Annotated in this window: 15 protein-coding genes and 1 tRNA gene; 14 read left to right on the top strand and 2 right to left on the bottom strand. The window is 57.6% G+C overall.

All coding sequences use genetic code 11. The annotated features are described in order from the left end of the window. Window positions 1-2 precede the first annotated feature (2 nt). From ACR3FB_RS22715 to ACR3FB_RS22735, 5 genes are all read left to right on the top strand, one after another. Entirely contained in the window at window positions 3-911 is a 909-nt protein-coding gene (locus tag ACR3FB_RS22715) for a dihydrodipicolinate synthase family protein (RefSeq protein ID WP_480565610.1), read from the top strand. Between the two features lies 1 nt (window position 912). After that, window positions 913-2,415 carry an aldehyde dehydrogenase (NADP(+)) gene (locus ACR3FB_RS22720; RefSeq protein WP_480565611.1) on the top strand — a complete coding sequence of 501 codons (1,503 nt, stop codon included), beginning with the start codon at window positions 913-915 and terminating at the stop codon, window positions 2,413-2,415. A 92-nt stretch (window positions 2,416-2,507) separates the two neighbouring features. After that, window positions 2,508-3,437, top strand: a complete 930-nt coding sequence (locus ACR3FB_RS22725; protein ID WP_480565612.1) for an SMP-30/gluconolactonase/LRE family protein — start codon at window positions 2,508-2,510, stop codon at window positions 3,435-3,437. Between the two features lie 810 nt (window positions 3,438-4,247). Further along, on the top strand, window positions 4,248-4,499 hold the full coding sequence (locus ACR3FB_RS22730; RefSeq protein ID WP_480565616.1) for a hypothetical protein: 252 nt from the start codon (window positions 4,248-4,250) through the stop codon (window positions 4,497-4,499). 762 nt (window positions 4,500-5,261) lie between these two features. Next, window positions 5,262-7,445: an esterase-like activity of phytase family protein gene (locus ACR3FB_RS22735; protein ID WP_480565618.1), complete on the top strand. Its 2,184-nt coding sequence runs from the start codon at window positions 5,262-5,264 to the stop codon at window positions 7,443-7,445. A 165-nt stretch (window positions 7,446-7,610) separates the two neighbouring features. Here the strand turns inward: ACR3FB_RS22735 and ACR3FB_RS22740 are convergent, their stop codons facing one another. Next, complete coding sequence (locus ACR3FB_RS22740; RefSeq protein WP_419739180.1) at window positions 7,611-7,751, bottom strand: hypothetical protein; 141 nt, start codon at window positions 7,749-7,751, stop codon at window positions 7,611-7,613. Window positions 7,752-8,196: 445 nt separating this feature from the next. Here ACR3FB_RS22740 and ACR3FB_RS22745 point away from each other — a divergent pair, with 445 nt between their 5' ends. The 9 genes from ACR3FB_RS22745 (at window position 8,197) to ACR3FB_RS22785 (ending at window position 17,500) form a co-directional block, all read left to right on the top strand. Beyond that, window positions 8,197-9,234, top strand: coding sequence for a GlxA family transcriptional regulator (locus ACR3FB_RS22745; protein ID WP_480565620.1), 1,038 nt, complete (start codon window positions 8,197-8,199; stop codon window positions 9,232-9,234). A gap of 96 nt (window positions 9,235-9,330) precedes the next feature. Then, complete coding sequence (locus tag ACR3FB_RS22750) at window positions 9,331-10,470, top strand: aromatic ring-hydroxylating oxygenase subunit alpha (protein WP_480565622.1); 1,140 nt, start codon at window positions 9,331-9,333, stop codon at window positions 10,468-10,470. A 96-nt stretch (window positions 10,471-10,566) separates the two neighbouring features. Next, window positions 10,567-12,099 (top strand): choline-sulfatase, encoded by a 1,533-nt coding sequence (gene betC / locus ACR3FB_RS22755; RefSeq protein ID WP_480565623.1) that lies wholly within the window; start codon window positions 10,567-10,569, stop codon window positions 12,097-12,099. Between the two features lies 1 nt (window position 12,100). Further along, on the top strand, window positions 12,101-12,895 hold the full coding sequence (locus tag ACR3FB_RS22760; protein WP_480565624.1) for an SDR family NAD(P)-dependent oxidoreductase: 795 nt from the start codon (window positions 12,101-12,103) through the stop codon (window positions 12,893-12,895). A gap of 154 nt (window positions 12,896-13,049) precedes the next feature. Then, window positions 13,050-13,979, top strand: a complete 930-nt coding sequence (gene kce / locus ACR3FB_RS22765) for a 3,5-dioxohexanoate:acetyl-CoA acetone transferase (protein WP_480565625.1) — start codon at window positions 13,050-13,052, stop codon at window positions 13,977-13,979. A gap of 12 nt (window positions 13,980-13,991) precedes the next feature. Beyond that, window positions 13,992-15,413, top strand: coding sequence for an aminobutyraldehyde dehydrogenase (locus tag ACR3FB_RS22770; RefSeq protein WP_480565626.1), 1,422 nt, complete (start codon window positions 13,992-13,994; stop codon window positions 15,411-15,413). Beyond that, window positions 15,406-16,152: an SDR family NAD(P)-dependent oxidoreductase gene (locus tag ACR3FB_RS22775; RefSeq protein WP_480565627.1), complete on the top strand. Its 747-nt coding sequence runs from the start codon at window positions 15,406-15,408 to the stop codon at window positions 16,150-16,152. Before ACR3FB_RS22770 ends, ACR3FB_RS22775 begins: the two co-directional genes overlap by 8 nt. Then, window positions 16,152-17,078 carry a 3-hydroxyacyl-CoA dehydrogenase NAD-binding domain-containing protein gene (locus ACR3FB_RS22780; RefSeq protein ID WP_480565628.1) on the top strand — a complete coding sequence of 309 codons (927 nt, stop codon included), beginning with the start codon at window positions 16,152-16,154 and terminating at the stop codon, window positions 17,076-17,078. The genes ACR3FB_RS22775 and ACR3FB_RS22780 overlap by 1 nt, the downstream gene beginning before the upstream one ends. Window positions 17,079-17,230: 152 nt before the next feature. Further along, window positions 17,231-17,500, top strand: a complete 270-nt coding sequence (locus tag ACR3FB_RS22785) for a hypothetical protein (protein WP_480565629.1) — start codon at window positions 17,231-17,233, stop codon at window positions 17,498-17,500. Window positions 17,501-17,776: 276 nt separating this feature from the next. Here the strand turns inward: ACR3FB_RS22785 and ACR3FB_RS22790 are convergent. After that, window positions 17,777-17,853: transfer RNA gene (locus tag ACR3FB_RS22790), tRNA-Pro, on the bottom strand. Window positions 17,854-17,874 lie beyond the last annotated feature (21 nt).

Below are 17,874 nucleotides of genomic sequence, written 5' to 3' on the forward strand. Positions count from 1 at the left end.
CCATGAGCTATACCGGTATCTGGCCAGTTGCGCCAACACCGTTCAACGAGGACGGAACGCTTGATCTGGATGGGATGAAACGCGTTCTTGATTGTCTGATTGATCAGGGCGCGGATGGGATCTGTGTTCTGGCGAATTTCTCCGAACAGTTCCTGATCTCGGACGCCGAGCGCGAGACTTTGACCCGGCTCAGTCTGGAGCACGTCGCGGGACGTGTTCCAATGATCGTGACGATCAGCCATTTCGCCACTCAGATCGCGGTGGAAAGGGCGCAATTTGCCAAGGACTTGGGTGCGGACATCGTGATGATGATGCCGCCCTATCACGGCGCGCTTCTGAAAGGGAATGCACAGCAAACCTTCGAGCAGTTTGCTGCCGTGGGCGAGGTCGGCATTCCGATCATGGTGCAGGATGCGCCTTTGTCGGGTGTCGACCTGCCGGTGCCTCTGCTGGTGCGCATGGCGCAAGAGATCGAGATGGTGAAACTGTTCAAGATCGAATGTCCTCGGGCGGCCAACAAGCTGCGGGCGCTGATTGCCGAAGGAGGCGACGCGATTGAGGCCCCCTTTGATGGCGAAGAGGGGATTACCTTGCTGGCCGATCTGGATGCGGGGGCCACAGGCTCGATGACCTCGGGTATGATCGTGGATCAGATCAAGCCGGTCATCACCCATCACCATGCAGGTCGCGTTGACGATGCTACCGCCGCCTATGGGCGCGTGGCGATGGTGATCAACCACGAAAACCGCCAATGCGGCTGGCAATCGTGCAAGGCGGCGATGGTCGAAGGCGGCGTGATCCGGTCCGAGTTCTGCCGTCACCCGATTGATCCGCTGCAACCGGCGATCCGAGACCGGTTGATCGACCTTTTGAAACCTTTGGACCCGATGGTCCTGAAGTGGGGAAAATAAGATGATCCTTGGACAAAACCTGATCGACGGCAAGTGGGTCGGCTCAGACAACCTACGTGCTTCAGATGATCTGGAAGGGCAGAACTTCGCTCAGGCGTCAGCTGCTCAGGTCGACGAGGCCTGTCGCGCCGCCCGCCGTGACTTCCGTGCTTATGCGGGCAAGTCGCGGGCCGAGCGGGCCGCGTTCCTGCGCACGATTGTCGAGCAGATGGATGTTCTGGGAGAGGAGATTACCCAGACCGCCATGGCTGAGACCGGACTGCCCGAGGCGCGTCTGGTGGGCGAGCGTGGCCGGACCACCGGGCAGTTGCGCATGTTTGCCGATCTGATCGAAGAGACCGGGTATCTCGATATCCGCAAAGACGACGCACTTCCTGATCGGACGCCACTCCCCCGTCCTGATCTGCGCCTAACACACAAAGCCATCGGCCCGGTGGCCGTCTTTGGTGCGTCGAACTTCCCGCTCGCCTTTTCAACGGCGGGCGGGGATACTGCCTCGGCTTTGGCCGCTGGATGCCCGGTGATCGTCAAGGGCCACAGCGCCCACGCGGGTACCGCCGAATTGGTGGCACAGGCCATCGCCAAGGCGATTGAGGTCTGCGATATGCCGACGGGCACGTTCCAGATCGTGCAGGGATCGGGGCGCGAGGTCGGCTCGGCCCTTGTGCAGCATCCAGATATCCGCGCGGTTGGCTTTACCGGATCGCTGGCTGGGGGCAGGGCGCTCTATGATCTGTGTCACGCGCGCCCGAACCCTATCCCGTTTTACGGCGAGCTTGGCTCGGTCAACCCTATGTTCTGTCTGCCCGCCGCTATGGACAAGCGTGCGGCAGAGATCGGCGCGGGCTGGGCCGCGTCTCTGATCATGGGGGCCGGGCAGTTCTGCACCAACCCCGGCGTCGCGGTCATGTTAAATGGGCCAGATGCCGACGCATTAAAAACCGCCTGTGTGGCAGCACTGAACCAAACGGCGGAACAAAAGATGCTGACCGACGGTATCCTCGATGCATACGAACAGGGCGTCCGCGCCTTCCGTGACCTGATGACCGAGGTCACGTCCTCCGGTTCTGCCTTGGGCAAACGTGCGGCCCTTCCTGCTCTGTTCAAAGTCAGCGCGAAACAGTGGATGGCGAACCCAAAACTGCAGCACGAAGTGTTCGGTGCGGCTGGCATTATCGTTCTGTGCGACGACACCGATCAGATGGTGGCCCTCGCTGAAGGGCTGGAAGGCCAACTGACCCTGACGCTGCACATGGATGACGCAGATCATGACTTCGCCGGTACCTTAATGCCCATTCTCGAAGAGAAAGCCGGACGTTTGTTGGCCAATGGCTTCCCCACTGGTGTCGAAGTGTGCTCGGCGATGATGCATGGTGGGCCATACCCCGCCAGTACCGACGTGCGCGCGACTTCTGTCGGTACGCTCGGCATTGCGCGATGGCTGCGCCCGGTCAGCTATCAGAATATGCCGAGTGCTTTGCTGCCGAATGAACTGCAGGGCTGAGAATCTACGTCAGGCCTTCTGCGGCCTGACGACAAAACGTCACGAACGCACGGGTTCGGCGGCGGCTAAAAGACAAATAAAGGAGCAAATGGATGTACGGCGTTCTGGACGGCACCGGATTTGAGGTCATCGAAAAAGAGTTCGAAGCCTGTTTCATCGGCCACGCGCGAGTCGAGCGGTTGTGGACCGGCGCCCGTTGGTCCGAAGGGCCAGCCTGGTTTGCCGCCGGGCGCTATTTGGTCTGGTCTGACATCCCCAACAACCGCTTGATGCGCTGGGATGACACCGATGGCTCGGTCTCAGTGTTTCGGCAGCACTCGAACAATGCCAATGGTAACACGGTGGATCGCGAGGGTCGGTTGGTGTCATGCGAACATCTGACCCGGCGTGTCACAAGGACTGAACATGACGGCTCTGTTACGATTCTGGCAGACGCATGGCAGGGAAAGCGCCTGAACTCTCCTAATGACGTCGTTGTCAAATCGGACGGGTCGATCTGGTTCACCGATCCCTCCTATGGGATCATGATGGACTATGAAGGGGAGCGCGCCGAAAGCGAAATCGGGGCCTGCCATGTGTTTCGTGTGGATCCGACATCACGCGAGGTGACAGCCGTCGCCACCGACTTCGTGAAACCCAACGGCTTGGCCTTTTCACCGGACGAGAGCGCTCTTTACATCTCCGACACGGGCATCACCCATAACCCAGACGGTCCGGCGCATATTCGCAAGTTTGGCGTCAACAGCGATGGAAGAAGCCTGAGGGGAGGCGAGGTCTTTGCCAATTGTTCTGCGGGGCTGTTCGACGGCTTCCGGCCAGACCGCGAAGGCCGCATCTGGAGTTCCGCCGCAGACGGTATTCATTGCCTGAACCCGCAAGGAGTTCTGATCGGCAAGGTGCACATACCCGAGATGGTAGGAAATGTATGTTTTGGCGGCGCCAAGCTGAACCGACTGTTTGCGGCCGGAACAAGCGGCCTTTACGCGATCTATCTCAATGTAAACGGTGTCTCACCGGTTTGACTTTACTTGCGAAAGTGGGGTTGGAAGCAAGGTAGACATTTGCAGAAGTCGACGCAAATCCCAATCAAATGGTTTTGAAATAGTTACAGCACAAGCCTATCAAAGGACTGCTACTTCTTTCGAAAAGCCGTTTTTAAGGCGTTCTTTGCGCCTGCCGTACAAATCATAGTACCCGGGTCTGCAAGGCATTTTTAGATGAACGTAGTGAATGTCCACTATGCGAGTAAGACTGCAGCATTCAAGCACGCAGTCGAATGGCATGATTGAGCCGGAACTGACCAACCTGCTAGGCGCCCGCGCTCCCACCCAAACCTTTTCCAGATGACAGATACGGAGACGCGACAAGCCTTAAAACCGCGTCGTGCTCTGGAACTAAGTTGAAATTCTTCACAACCGTTTCATTTGTCGCTTTGGGGCTCAATCTTGGCATTCTCTGTGTGTCCCGACTGAAAGCAAAAGCGCATGCCGGCCATTAATCGTGCTTTGGGATTTTGCTCATGCAGCAGGTCGCGAACCAAGTAAGCCGGACTTCGCCTGGTCGGACGTGACCAGATCCAAGGCACAGGCCTGATCCGACAGACCGAAGGCTCTCAATCGCGGGCTGAGCCAGAACAGCGACACCGCAGAGTTTACGACAAACCTTAACGGGGCGCGCAGCGTACGCTCTACTAGACCGCGCTGGAGCAGTTGTATCACAACATGTCATTCTTGCGGGCAGGCATGAGTTTTCGAAACTATGCTGAACAGGCCTGAGATATTCCGGAGAAATACTATGCCAACCGCGACTACCTGTCGTCGCATCGCTGCGGGATGACCGGCGAATTCCCCTTTCTTTACCACCGTGGCGACCTACCCGATGCGAGCTATGACGGTGTGATCGAGGCGAGCATGACCATTTGTGTCGAAAGCTATATCGGCGACGAAAGGGGACATGAGGGTGTCAAGCTGGAACAACAGGTGCTGTTGACAGAGACCGGCGTAGAACTTCTGTCGGAGTTTCCCTTCGAAGAGAGCCTGATGGACCTTAGTTTTCAGCCCGCATTTCCTCTGCCGAGGATGTAAGAGCGTGCAGGCAATGGTAGGCGAAGGAGTTGACGTAAGCCGCACCACAAACCCGGCGCAGGCGTTTTTCAAGGTTATCGACTGGGCGGCTCCCGGTGTGAAGGGGATCTATGCCCTGGACTTGTTCCTGACCGACGCAGCGCTCGAAACAACAACCCACGGCCTTTTTGATCAGAGGCGGGCCGATCTGGTCAACAACGTATCTGGGTCCGTCGAAACAAGAAGTTCGCTTACATCGCGACTAAACGTAAAATACCTGCTGCCAACTAGCCGATCAATTTACCCTACGCTCATGCACTTCAGTTGATTCCTCAAGAAGGACATCGAATTTCGGAAACTCTAACGACAGCTTTGGCTCGTATGGCTCCAGTTCCATGTTTGTTTCCTGAATCATGCAGAAATCTGTGCAGATTACAGCATACGTGACTTTGTGCTCTGAATAGATCATCCCCACGCGACTTATCCAAGGGACAATCCGTATGGGAAATAAGGACACAGCGACAGGAGGTTCGCGCCTGAACGAGTTTGCCACAGTTGGCTCGTGTCGAAGCACGGGACGCGACCAACACGAGTATCTCGCCTCGGTTAAAAACGCTGAATACTTGCGACACTACCTTTGATCTGACGGTTTTCGAATTGGTTACTGAATACGATGCGACCTACCTTTTTTGCGGTTGTCACCAAACTGAATCCAAACCGTCACAAAACCGCAATGACCCGCGTTCATCCCCTTCTTATACAAGTGAGAGAGGATACCACCTGATGTCGTTGCGTTTTGTCTGCCTGACATCTGCCCTTGCCCTGACCGCCGGCCAGGCTTCGGCAGAAATGAATTTCAACCGAATTGCTTCTTTCCCCGTCGTTAAGAATATGGCCGAGGGAACTGATACCGAACGTGAGACCTCACCCGAGATCATTGCTGCGACTGCAGACGGGATGACGTTGGTCTATACAGATAGCCCGTTAGGTGAAATCGGCATGGTCGACATCACCGACCCAGCGAACCCGGCACCTCTGGGCGCGATGGAAGTGGGCGGCGAGCCGACGTCAGTTGGGATCGTTGGTGGGACGGCTTTTGTGGGCGTGAACACTTCGGAAAGCTACACCGCCCCGTCGGGCAAACTGATCTCGGTCGATATCGCAGGCAAGGCGGAAACCGGCGCCTGTGATCTGGGCGGTCAACCCGACAGCGTTGCGATTGCCCCAGATGGCAGCTTTGTCGCCGTGGCGATCGAAAACGAACGCGACGAAGACCTGAACGACGGCGTCATCCCGCAACTCCCTGCCGGATCGCTGGCACTGGTGCCGCTGAAAGATGGCGCGCTGGAATGCTCTGGCATGAAGGTGGCCTCGCTGACTGGTCTGGCCGAAGTTGCCCCAACTGACCCCGAGCCGGAATTCGTTGACATCAATGGTCTGGGCGAAACCGTCATCACCCTGCAGGAAAACAACCACATCGCGGTTGTTGACAAGGACGGGAACGTAGTCAGCCATTTTTCGGCTGGCGCGGTTGATCTGGAAGGTATTGACGCCACGGACGAGCGAGGCGCGCTGATCTTCACCGAAAGCCAAGAGGGTCGCCTGCGCGAGCCTGATGCGGTGAAGTGGATCGACGACAACCATTTCGCCACCGCCAACGAAGGTGACTACGAAGGCGGCTCGCGCGGCTGGACGATCTTCCACAAGGACGGCACCGTTGTTTACGAGAACGGTACCGATTTTGAGAAAGCCATCGTCCAGATCGGGCACTATCCCGACAAACGATCTGATGCCAAAGGTGTAGAACCAGAAAGTGTAACCGCAGCGACTTTTGGTGGCATGCCAATGATCTTTGTGGGCGCCGAGCGCGCCTCGGTCGTTGGGGTCTACGACGCCACCGATCCGGCCAACCCGGTTCTGAAACAGCTGCTGCCGTCGGGCGTTGGGCCGGAAGGCTATGTGGCAATCCCCGAGCGCAATCTGCTGGTCTCGGCCAATGAAAAAGATCTGATCGAAGACGGCGGCCCGCGTGCGCATGTGTCGATCTTTGAGTATCAGGATGCGCCCGCCGCTTATCCACATCTTACCTCGGAAGGCGCGGATGAGCTGATCGGATGGGGTGCCCTGTCCGGTCTGGTCGCAGATGAGGATGGCATCATCTACGCGGTTAATGACAGCTTCTACGGCTTCCAGCCTTCGATCTTCAAAATCGACCCCAGCCAGACCCCGGCCCGCATCGTGGACGTCGTTCGCATCAGCCGTCAGGACGGCAACCCGGCGCAAAAGCTGGATCTGGAAGGTATCACGCTGGATGGCAAGGGTGGCTTCTATGTCGCCTCTGAAGGCCGAACCGACCGCGTCATCCCCCACGCCATCTACCATGTCTCGGCCGAAGGCAAGATCAAGGACCGCAAGGGTGAGATCGGCCTGCCGCCGGAACTGATGGCCGTCGAAAAACGCTTCGGGTTCGAAGGCATAACCAAGGTTGGAGACACCCTGTGGATGGCAGTTCAGCGCGAATGGAAGGACGACCCCAAAAACCACGTGAAACTTGTCGCCTATAACCTTGAAACCAAGGAATGGGGCGCAGTGCACTATCCTAAAGCTGACCCGGAAACTGGTTGGGTAGGTCTGTCGGAGATCACCGCATTCGGTGACCATGTTTATGTCATCGAACGCGACAACCAGCACGACCACCGTGCAGTCACCAAGAAAATATACCGCATCCCGCTGTCTGAAATGACCCCGGCCCCGCTGGGTGGTGAGCTGCCCGTGGTCAGTAAGGAAGAGGTCCGTGACTTGCTGCCCGACCTGACTTCGACTGGCGGCTACGTACTGGACAAGATCGAAGGTCTGGCCATCCTGCCTTCGGGCGAGGCATTCGTTATGACCGACAATGACGGCGTCGATGATGCCTCGGGCGAGACGATGTTCTGGTCGATCGGCTCGGTTTCGGCTGGGAACTAGACTAAACATCAGAAATCAAAAGGCCCCGCGCGGAGATTGCGCGGGGCTTTTGCATTCAAAGCCAGTTTTGATCCCTTTGGCCGTATCGTTTCTCATGAACTCTTACATGCAGCCTGATTGGAAAGTTGTTTTCGTCTGTCGCTTTCTTCGGGGATCTACTTCGAGTTACCACCACGCCTCGACAAAGTTGAAGAACTCCGACCTGTCATCATCGCGGCCAAAAGGAGTGATCTTGTGGTAGCGCATCCTGCCATCCCATTCGGTGCCGAACCACTTCGCATTGTGGTGGTTAATCTCACGGGCCATCAATTGTACTTGGCTCTCATACGCTAGAAAAACCGGCGACCTAGCATGTCATCTCAGGTCTGCCGAGTCGTTCGCACATGTGTGTACTTTCGCGAAGTTTGCGGAATTTTTGATGGATGACAACGTTAGCAAAATCGCTGCCCGGTGCGTTAATGCTCAAAGACTAACAATGATGTCGTGAAAATTCGATAGAAGGATCGATTCACTACTCTCTGCGCTGAGTCTGAACAGACCCTTTGAGCCCCAACCAGCCTGTGCCGATTTGAGAAAAGCGGCCTTTCAGATCGCTGGCACCTAGGCAGAAATACTTCTTGTCCGACTGAGCCGAATGCGAATTCGACCAACAGGCATTCTTTAAACCTCGACTAACAGACGAAACATGTTGGTCCTGATCGAAAATGATAGTATTGACCAATCCCGACGCCAATTTAACCTAGATGGCCTTATGGCGTCTCAACCAAACAACATTCTGACACTTCTTGTCCTTGTAACGCCAAACTTCAACATGGCGGCGACAGTGGGTTTCATCGACCCGTTTCGCGCCGCAAACTATCTCGAAGGCAAGGCACGTTTTCATTGGCAGATCGCATCTCTGCACGGTGGTCCTTGCACTGCAAGCAACGGCATGACCATCGACACGATTGCGCTGGCCGAGATTCAGGAAGGGCGCAAGGATTTCGTGATCGTCTCTTCCAGTTGGGCGCCGGAAGCCTACAACTCAACCCCGCTTCATACGTCGCTATGGCGTTGGGCCGGTCAAGGGAGCACGCTGGGCGGGCTGGACACCGGGGCTTTCATCCTCGCCGAAGCTGGTTTGCTCAAGGGGCGTCGGGCCACGGTGCACTATGAGCATATCGACGCGATGAAAGAGCTCTATCCCAATGTCGAGGTCAGTGAGGAGTTGTTCGTATTCGACAAGGCCCGCATCACCTGTTGCGGCGGCGCGGCAGCCTTGGATTTTGCCTTGCATATCATCAAGGGCACCAAGGGCGACGCTCTAGCCAATGCGGCAGCACGATACGTTTTTCACCAGACCGTGCGCCCCCAAGGCGCTATGCAAAGTTCGGGACTGGCCGAGCCGATGGGTCAACTGGCCCCCACAGCGGTCAAACGGGCGATAGCGTTGATGGAGCAGAACCTGGAAACACCGCTAAGCATTCCCGAGATATGTGATTCCATAAACCTGTCACAACGCCAGTTGAATCGGCTGTTCGCGCGGCACGTCAAGAAAACTCCAACCATGTATTATCGTGACATCCGGCTGGACCGTGCACGCGGGCTGGTGACACAGACAGATATGTCTTTGCTTGAGGTTTCGGTGGCCTCGGGTTTTGCCAGCCAGGTTCATTTCAGCCGCGCATACCGCGAACGGTTTGGGCTGTCACCGCGCAATGATCGGGTGGAAGGCCGCGTTCCTTTTGAATTTCGAGCCTGGCCCATGCACCGCAAGACCGATAGGCGGGTGGCGAATAAAGTTAAGTAGACGGCGATCTGTGCACATTGGTCATGTGTGAGAGACGCAATCCTATACCTCTGACCGAGTCACTCGGCAGGGTTTTGTTCACAGGAGACGCCCGCAATGACTGAACAGCCAACGTCCCAGCAATTCGCGGATATTTCCAAGGGCTATCACGAAAACCCATCCAGTTCGTTTTCGCTGCGGGCGGAGGCCTATACGGATCCAGCCTGGCATGCTGTGGACTTGCGCGAGATCATCGCCAAGACGTGGCAATGGGTCTGCCATGTCGAAAAGCTGCGCAAACCAGGCAGCTTTGTCACGATCGAGATCGCTGGTCAGCCGGTAGCTGTGGTACGTGATCGGGAAGGCGTTCTGCGTGCGTTCTACAATGTCTGCAAACACCGCGCCCATCAGCTTTTGTCGGGCGAAGGTTATACGACCCGCATCATGTGCCCTTATCACGCCTGGGTTTACAAGTTGGATGGACAGCTGGTGCGTGCCCCGCATACTGAGAATTTGGATGGATTCGAGCCCAAAGAGATTTGTCTGGATGAGGTGCAGGTAGAGGAATTTTGTGGGTTTGTTTATGTAAACCTTGATCGAGAGGCCTCACCCCTGTCGGAGCTGTCCGGCGATCTGGAAACCGAAATCCGCCACTGGGCGCCGGATATCGAAGAGCTGACATTTGCTCATCGACTGACCTATGACATCAAGTCCAACTGGAAGAACGTGGTCGACAATTTCCTGGAATGTTACCACTGTCCGACCGCTCACAAGGATTTTTGCGAACTTGTCGATATGGACACCTACAAGGTGACCACGCACGGCATCTATTCCAGTCACATGGCAGATGCGGGCAACACGACCAACAGCGCTTATGACGTGTCGAATGCCACGGTGAAAACCCATGCCGTTTGGTGGCTATGGCCCAATACCTGCATCATGCGGTATCCGGGTCGGTCGTCGATGATCATCCTCAACATCATCCCTGCAGGCCCCGACCGGACGCTGGAAACCTATGACTTCTTCCTTGAGACCAAGGAGCCCAACGAGGCCGAGGTCGAAACGATCCGCTATCTGGACGAAGTGTTACAGGTTGAAGACATCAACATCGTTGAAAGCGTGCAGAAAGGGATGAACACTCCAGCCTTCGACGCGGGCCGCATCGTGAACGACCCTGATGGCTCGGGCATGTCCGAACATGCGGTACACCATTTCCACGGTCTTGTTCTGGACGCGTACAAAAGGGCCGCCAGGTGAGTCAGTTTTCCAAAAGAATGCAGTTCCAACCTCCTCCCCGCTCGTGACTGAACGCGCGCAGTCACCGCATATTGGCAGGCAGGGAGGAACAGCATTATGCCAAGAACACCAAATATCGTCGTCGTGATGGCCGACCAATTGGCACCGCAATTTTGCGGGGCATACGGCCACCCGGTCGCCAAGACACCGCATATCGATGCGCTGGTCGCGCGCGGGATGCGGTTTGATGCGGCCTATTGCAACTCACCACTTTGCGCACCTTCCCGGTTCGCCTTCATGTCCGGCCAGTTGATCAGCCGTATCGCCGCCTACGACAATGCCTCCGAATTCCGCGCCAGCGTGCCAACATTCGCGCATTACCTGAAGACGTTGGGCTATCACACCTGCCTGTCGGGCAAGATGCACTTTGTCGGCCCCGACCAGAAACACGGGTTTCAGGACCGCGTGACCACCGACATCTACCCGTCCGATTTCGCCTGGACGCCCGACTGGGAGGCCCATGATGAGCGCATCGACAAGTGGTACCACAACATGCAGACGGTCAAGGAAAGCGGCGTGGCCGTCGCCACCTTCCAGACCGACTATGACGACGAGGTCGGCTTTGCCGCGCGCCGTTGGCTGATAGATCGCGGGCGCGATCGGGCGCACGGATCGCAAGCGCCTTTCTGTATGGTCGCCAGTTTCATTCACCCACATGATCCCTACGTCGCGCAGCCTGAGTGGTGGGACCTCTATGACGATGATGATATCGATCTGCCCGAGTTCACATTGTCACCCGAAGACCAAGACCCGTTCTCGCGTCGTGTCATGGATGGGATCGAAGCCAGCTATGTTCCTCTGACAGACGAAGAAGTCCGGCGCGCGCGCCATGCCTATCTGGCCAATGTCAGCTTCTTCGACAGTCAGGTTGGCAAGATCGTCAAGACGCTCGAAGACATTGGCGAGCTGGACAACACCATCGTCATTGTCACTGCAGATCACGGCGACATGCTGGGCCAGCGCGGCCTGTGGTACAAGATGAACTTCTTCGAATACTCGGCTCGCGTGCCTTTGATCATGGCCGGGCCAGGGGTGGCCAAGGGCCGCGCACCCAACGCCTGTTCGCTACTGGATCTGTTGCCCACCTTTGTTGATATCGGGGGCGGCACCCCGGAGATGTTTGGCGAAACGGTCGACGGTCGATCACTAATGCCACTAGCGCGCGGTGAGCTCGACCCGGTGGACGAGGCGATCGGTGAATACTGCGCCGAAATGACCCCCTGGCCGGTCTTCATGATCCGGCGCGGGCCGCTGAAATACATCCATTGCGACATCGATCCACCGCAGCTTTTTGACTTGTCGGTTGACCCGTTCGAGAAGGTGAATGTCGCTGCTGATCCAGCCTATGCCAAAGCCGCCGCAGGCTTTGCCGCCGAAGTCAGGGCCCGCTGGAACAGCGACCAGCTGCGCAAAGATGTGATCACTACCCAGAAATCCCGCCGTGCGCTTCATGCAGCGATGGAAGCCGATGCCGGGGAGCATTGGGATTACAACCCACCCTCTGATGCCAGCCAGCAATATGTGCGCAACCATATGGATTGGACCGAAGCCGCAGGCCGTTATCGGTTCCCGCCACAGAAGGACGACTGATATGAAACTACAGGGAAAAATCGCCCTCGTAACTGGTGGTCGTGGAGGGATTGGTCGGGCCATCGTCGCGCGCTTTCTGCGCGAAGGGGCCATCGTCTATGCCGCCGATCTGACACCACAGGGATCATTGACCGAACATGACGATGAGGGCAGCCGTTTTGTTGCGATTAACGTGGCAGATGAGGCTTCGGTGAAAGCTGCGATGGCGCGGATCGAGGCTGACGGAGGCAAGCTCGATATTCTGGTGAACGCCGCCGGGATCGAGATCGAGAAGACCATCGAAGACACCACGCTTGAGGAATGGAACCAGAGCTTCGCTGTAAACTGCACCGGAACCTTCCTGACATCGAAATACGCCTTGCCCCTGATGCGCGCGGCGGCGAAAACCGGCACTTCGGCCAGCATCATCAATTTTGGCAGCTATGATGGGTTCATCGCCGATCCCGGCCTTGCGGCCTATTGTGCCACCAAAGGCGCGGTGCATGCGCTGACCCGCGCCATGGCCTGTGACCACGGCCCTGAGGGTATCCGCGTAAACGCTATCTGCCCGGGCTATATCGACACACCAATGCTGCAAAGCTTCTTTTCCGGCGACGGGTCCGGCGGCGGTGGCAAGTCGATTGATGAGCTGCAACAGGCGGTGCGTGACGTTCACCCGATGCGCACCTATGGCACGCCCGAGGACATCGCGAACCTGGTCAACTGGCTCGCCTCGGACGAGGCCCGCTATGCGAGCGGTCAACTTTGGGTACTGGACGGCGGACTGTCTGCGCAAGTCCAGCAGATGAGACTTTGATGTCAGAAGCGCTGCGCTCTCAAGAGCCGGAGGTCGCTGCTGGGATGCCTCTGTTCGCGTTTGGAGAGATGGCTTGGCGAAAGCCGATCTGGGGCATGCCAGAGAGCCCACGCCACCTCTTAGTTGTCCCTAAGACCTTCGAGGAGCCAATCACGTGACCAAGCCCGTCATCATCACCTGCGCCCCTACAGGCGGCATTCACACCCCCACCATGTCGGAGCACCTGCCAATCACTCCGAGCGAGATCGCAACCGCCAGCATCGAGGCCGCCGAGGCCGGCGCCTCGATCATCCACCTGCATGCGCGCGACCCGGAAACCGGCAAGCCCGACCCGAACCCCGACCTTTTCATGGAATTCCTGCCGCGCATCAAACAGACGACAGATGCGGTCATGAATGTCTCTACGGGCGGTGGGTTGGGCATGTCTCGCGAAGAACGCCTGCGCGCCGCGACGGTCGCCAGCCCGGAAATGGCAAGCATGAATATCGGGTCGATGAACTTCGGCATTTTCCCGATGAAGGACAAGTATTCGAACTGGAAGCATGACTGGGAGCCTGAATTCCTGGACATGACCCGCGATTTCATCTTCCGCAACACCTTCGCGGATATCGAATACTGCCTAAAGGAACTCGGTCAGGGCCACGGTACGCGTTTCGAGTTCGAATGTTATGACCTTGGCCACCTTTATAACCTGGCGTGGATCATTGATCAGGGTTGGATCGAAGGGCCGATTTTCGTGCAGATGGTTTTTGGCATCTTGGGCGGGGTGGGGGCCGATCTGGACAACTTGATGCACATGCACACCATTGCCAACAAACTGTTTGGCGATGACTATGAATGGTCGGTTCTGGCCGCCGGTCGCCACCAGATACCGTTCACCACGCAAAGCGCATTGCTTGGGGGGAACGTGCGGGTCGGTATGGAAGACAGCCTATATATCGGACCCGGAGAGAAAGCTGTGTCCAGCGCTCAACAGGTTCGCAAAATTCGGGAGATTGTCGAAAATTTGGGGCTTCAGGTTGCTACCTCCGCCGAGGCGCGCGCGCGTTTGGGTCTGAAGGGCGGCGATCAGGTCGCATTCTGAGGAGGGGAGCACATGCAAACAAAGTTGTTGATCAATGGCGAGCTTGTCGAAGGAGACGGGGCGGCGATCCCGGTCCTGAACCCGGCAACCGGAGAAGAGATTTGCGCCGTCAATGCCGCCACCTCGGAACAAGCAGACGCCGCAGCTGCCGCCGCGCATGAGGCGTTTGACACGTTTGGGCAGACCAGCCCGGCGGAGCGGTCGCAACTGTTGACAGATATCGCCGATGTCCTCCAAGCCAACATCGAGGAGTTGGCCGAGTTGGAAAGTCTGGACGCAGGCAAGCCTTGGCCCTCGGCGCTGAACGATGAAACCCCACTGACGCTGGACACCTTCCGCTTTTTCGCCGGTGCCGCGCGCACTATGACCGGGGTGACGGCGGGCGAATACGTAGCCGGTCACACTAGCATGATCCGAAAAGATCCGGTCGGACCGGTAGCGGCGATTGCGCCCTGGAACTACCCTTTGATGATGGCCGCCTGGAAGCTCGCTGCGCCTTTGGCGGCGGGCTGTCCCGTGACGCTGAAACCCTCTCAACTCACGCCACTTTCCACCTTGAAGGCCGCCGAGCTGATTGCAGACATCACCCCCAATGGCGTCGTGAACGTGCTGCACGGTTCGGGCCGTGAGATCGGCAGCCAGATGATCAACAACCCACGCACCGAGGCGATTTCGATCACCGGGTCCAATGCGACCGGGGCCGAGGCGATGAAGGCGGCCTCGCGTCAGATCCGCCACGTGCATCTGGAGTTGGGCGGCAAGGCCCCCGTGATCGTCTTTGACGACGCCGATATCGACGCGGTTGCAGAAACCGTGCGCTATGGCTCCTTCTTCAACGCCGGTCAGGATTGCGCGCAACCCTGCCGCCTGCTGGTGCAGGATGCTGTCTATGACAAGGTCGTGGCCGCTGTGCTCGATCAGGTTGGGCAGATCAAGGTTGGTGCGCAAAAGGCCGAGGGCACGGAAATGGGCCCGATCATCTCGGCCGGACAACGCAACACCGTGGCCGGATTTGTCGACCGGGCGCGCGACACTTGCGAGGTTGTCGTCGGTGGCAGGCTGATCGATGGCCCCGGCTTCTTCTATGAACCCACGGTTCTCGCCAATGTACCCCATGATGCGGAAGTATTCTGCAACGAGATCTTTGGCCCCGTCGTTACGATCTCGCGGTTCAGCGACGAGGACGAAGCGCTGCGGGTTGCCAATGCCGGGCCATTCGGGCTGGCTTCGTCGGTCTGGACCAACAATACCGGGCGGGCGATGCGGATGTCGGCGAAGCTGCGCTACGGATTTACCTGGGTGAATACCCACGGCGTCGCGACCCCGGAGATGCCCTGGGCGGCGATGAAATCTTCGGGAACAGGTTGTGATATGAGCGTTTTTGCGCTCGATGCCTACACCGCCGTCAGACATGTGATGATCGCCCATGGATAATTGCGCGATTGTTACCGGCGGAAGCCGGGGGATTGGCCGGGCCATTGTGAACCAGCTGTTGGCAGACGGTTTTGATGTGGTCACATGCGGACGTGGCGCCCGGCCTGAGGACATGCCGGACACGGTGGTTTGGGTCACGGCGGATGTGTCGAAATCCGGCGATGCGGCGATGCTGATCAAAGCCGCAAACAACGCATTCGGTCGCGTCACCTTGTTGGTCAACAACGCCGGCGTTCAGGTCGAAAAGACCGTGGCCGACAGCGATGATGACGATTGGGATCTGGTGATGAACGTGAACTGCAAAGGCGTGTTCAACATGTGCCGCGAGGCCTTGTTGGATATGGCCGAACATGGCGGCAACATCATCAATATTGGGTCAATCTCTGGCATGGTCGCGGACCCAAGCATGGCGCTTTACAATGCGTCCAAGGCCTTTGTTCACGGGCTGACCCGCTCGATTGCCGTTGATCACGGGCCAAAAGTACGCTGCAACGCGATCCGCCCGGGCTGGATCATGACGGAGATGGCCGAGGACGGGTTTGCCTTGGCAAAAGACCCTGAGAAAGCCATGGCCGACGCATTGGCCCGCCACCCGGTGGGCCGGTTCGGGGAACCCGCCGACATTGCCAACATGGTAAGTTGGCTGGCCTCGGATCAGTCGGCTTACGTGTCTGGCGAATGTTTCACGGTCGATGGCGGCATGACTGCTGCCTCGCCCCTAAATCCGGGATTGTTCTGATGGAATTTGCACATACGGCCTGCCTTGGTGGTGGTGTCATCGGGGCCAGCTGGGCGGCGCTTTTCTTGGCTTCTGGACGTTCGGTCTCTGTGTTCGATCCGGCGTCGGAGGTGGAAAAGCAGGTGCGCGACTATGTCGAGATGGCCTGGCCAACCCTGACCGAGCTGGGACTGACCGAGAACGGCGCCCCTGACGCGATCAGCTTTCACGACAGTGCCGTCAAGGCGGTCGCCGGAGCCGCGTTCGTCCAAGAAAACGTGCCTGAACGCCTGCCCATCAAACACGCTACCTTTACCGAGATCGAGCCAGTTCTGGACCCGCAGGCCATTGTCGCCAGTTCGGCCTCGGGCCTGATGCTGAGCCAGATGCAAGGAGGCTGGAAAGATCCCGCACGCTTCGTGCTGGGGCACCCGTTCAATCCGCCCCACCTGATCCCGCTGGTGGAAATCCTGGGCAATGACCTGACCGACCCGGCGGCAGTGGACGGGGCCGAACGGTTTTACGAAGCTGTGGGCAAGGTTACCATCCGGGTGAACAAGGAAAAGAACGGCCACGTCGCGAACCGCCTGCAAGCCGCAATATGGCGTGAGGCGATTTCATTGGTGGTCGAAGGCGTGGCGAGCGTCGAGGACGTGGACAAGGCGGTCTGGGCCGGCCCGGGCCTGCGTTGGGCCGCGATGGGGCCAACCATGTTGTTCAATCTAGGAGCGGGCGCAGGCGGGCTTCAGGCGTTTTGCGATCATTTCTCCGACACGTTTAACAGCTGGTGGGATGATCTGGGACAGGTGCATCTGGATGACGTTGTTTCGCGCACCTTGATCGACGGCGTGCGCGACGAGGCCCGCGGGCAAAGCCCAGCCGAGCTTTCGGCGAAACGCGACGCGTTGATCCTGGCGATGCAGAAAGCCACTGCAGGTTTGCGTTAGGCGATGAAGCACCTCGTGGCTATTGGCGCCAGGAAGGCCGGGTTTTAGGTCTGCGCTGATCTAGGCGAGCGTGGGTATGAGGGGCCCATCACATTGGTCGGAGAGGAGCATGCGCCGCCCTATCAACGCTCTCCGCTGTCGAGGTCGTTCTTATGGGCGGGATGGCGCGCGCACGGTTGCTTTTGCGGCCTGAAGCGCATTGCGGTGAGAATGACATCACCCTGCGCACAGGCTGCCATGACGTGAAAATATACCGGGTCAACAGTCAGGTTCGCACCGAAACAGACGGCTCCGTCTTCGATGCTCATCTGGTGCCGCCAACTGGTTCACGCCCGCCGCGCTTGCCAGATGCCGTTGGGCGTGACCTGAACGGTGTGTTGAACATGCGCGATCCGGCAGATGCCGAGGCAACAAATCGATGATTTGGATGTCTTGGTGCCGATTAAGTAGTAGTCTATAAATAAAAAGTCTGGCAGATTCAGACTTACAGAACCAGCCATCTTTGGGCGAGGGAAATCGCCTTAAAGCTATGCGTTCGACAATAGTGCAGATTTCAATTGTGAGGTGAGCTGCACTGAGAAATATTTTTCATAACTTAAGATGGCTTCTTTTTTGCTATCCGGGCGCTGCGTAAAACAATAGGAAATTGAAATTAAATAAAAGTTATCGGGGCAATATTATGTGGTTATTGTGATAACTGGTCGGAGTGAGAGGATTCGAACCTCCGACCCCTGCCTCCCGAAGACAGTGCTCTACCAGGCTGAGCTACACTCCGACCGTGGCGGCGGGTCTATAC

The sequence above is a fragment of the Ruegeria sp. AO1 genome, assembly GCF_056535985.1.

Excerpts from the sequence above, each read along its gene's own strand:
- ACR3FB_RS22785 (WP_480565629.1), top strand. The coding sequence starts at position 17,231 with ATGGGCGGGATGGCGCGCGCACGGTTGCTTTTGCGGCCTGAAGCGCAT.
- ACR3FB_RS22760 (WP_480565624.1), top strand. The coding sequence starts at position 12,101 with ATGAAACTACAGGGAAAAATCGCCCTCGTAACTGGTGGTCGTGGAGGG.
- ACR3FB_RS22720 (WP_480565611.1), top strand. The coding sequence starts at position 913 with ATGATCCTTGGACAAAACCTGATCGACGGCAAGTGGGTCGGCTCAGAC.
- ACR3FB_RS22725 (WP_480565612.1), top strand. The coding sequence starts at position 2,508 with ATGTACGGCGTTCTGGACGGCACCGGATTTGAGGTCATCGAAAAAGAG.
- ACR3FB_RS22735 (WP_480565618.1), top strand. The coding sequence starts at position 5,262 with ATGTCGTTGCGTTTTGTCTGCCTGACATCTGCCCTTGCCCTGACCGCC.
- ACR3FB_RS22715 (WP_480565610.1), top strand. The coding sequence starts at position 3 with ATGAGCTATACCGGTATCTGGCCAGTTGCGCCAACACCGTTCAACGAG.
- ACR3FB_RS22740 (WP_419739180.1), bottom strand. The coding sequence starts at position 7,751 with ATGGCCCGTGAGATTAACCACCACAATGCGAAGTGGTTCGGCACCGAA.
- betC (WP_480565623.1), top strand. The coding sequence starts at position 10,567 with ATGCCAAGAACACCAAATATCGTCGTCGTGATGGCCGACCAATTGGCA.
- ACR3FB_RS22780 (WP_480565628.1), top strand. The coding sequence starts at position 16,152 with ATGGAATTTGCACATACGGCCTGCCTTGGTGGTGGTGTCATCGGGGCC.
- ACR3FB_RS22745 (WP_480565620.1), top strand. The coding sequence starts at position 8,197 with ATGGCGTCTCAACCAAACAACATTCTGACACTTCTTGTCCTTGTAACG.
- ACR3FB_RS22750 (WP_480565622.1), top strand. The coding sequence starts at position 9,331 with ATGACTGAACAGCCAACGTCCCAGCAATTCGCGGATATTTCCAAGGGC.
- ACR3FB_RS22775 (WP_480565627.1), top strand. The coding sequence starts at position 15,406 with ATGGATAATTGCGCGATTGTTACCGGCGGAAGCCGGGGGATTGGCCGG.
- ACR3FB_RS22770 (WP_480565626.1), top strand. The coding sequence starts at position 13,992 with ATGCAAACAAAGTTGTTGATCAATGGCGAGCTTGTCGAAGGAGACGGG.
- ACR3FB_RS22730 (WP_480565616.1), top strand. The coding sequence starts at position 4,248 with ATGACCGGCGAATTCCCCTTTCTTTACCACCGTGGCGACCTACCCGAT.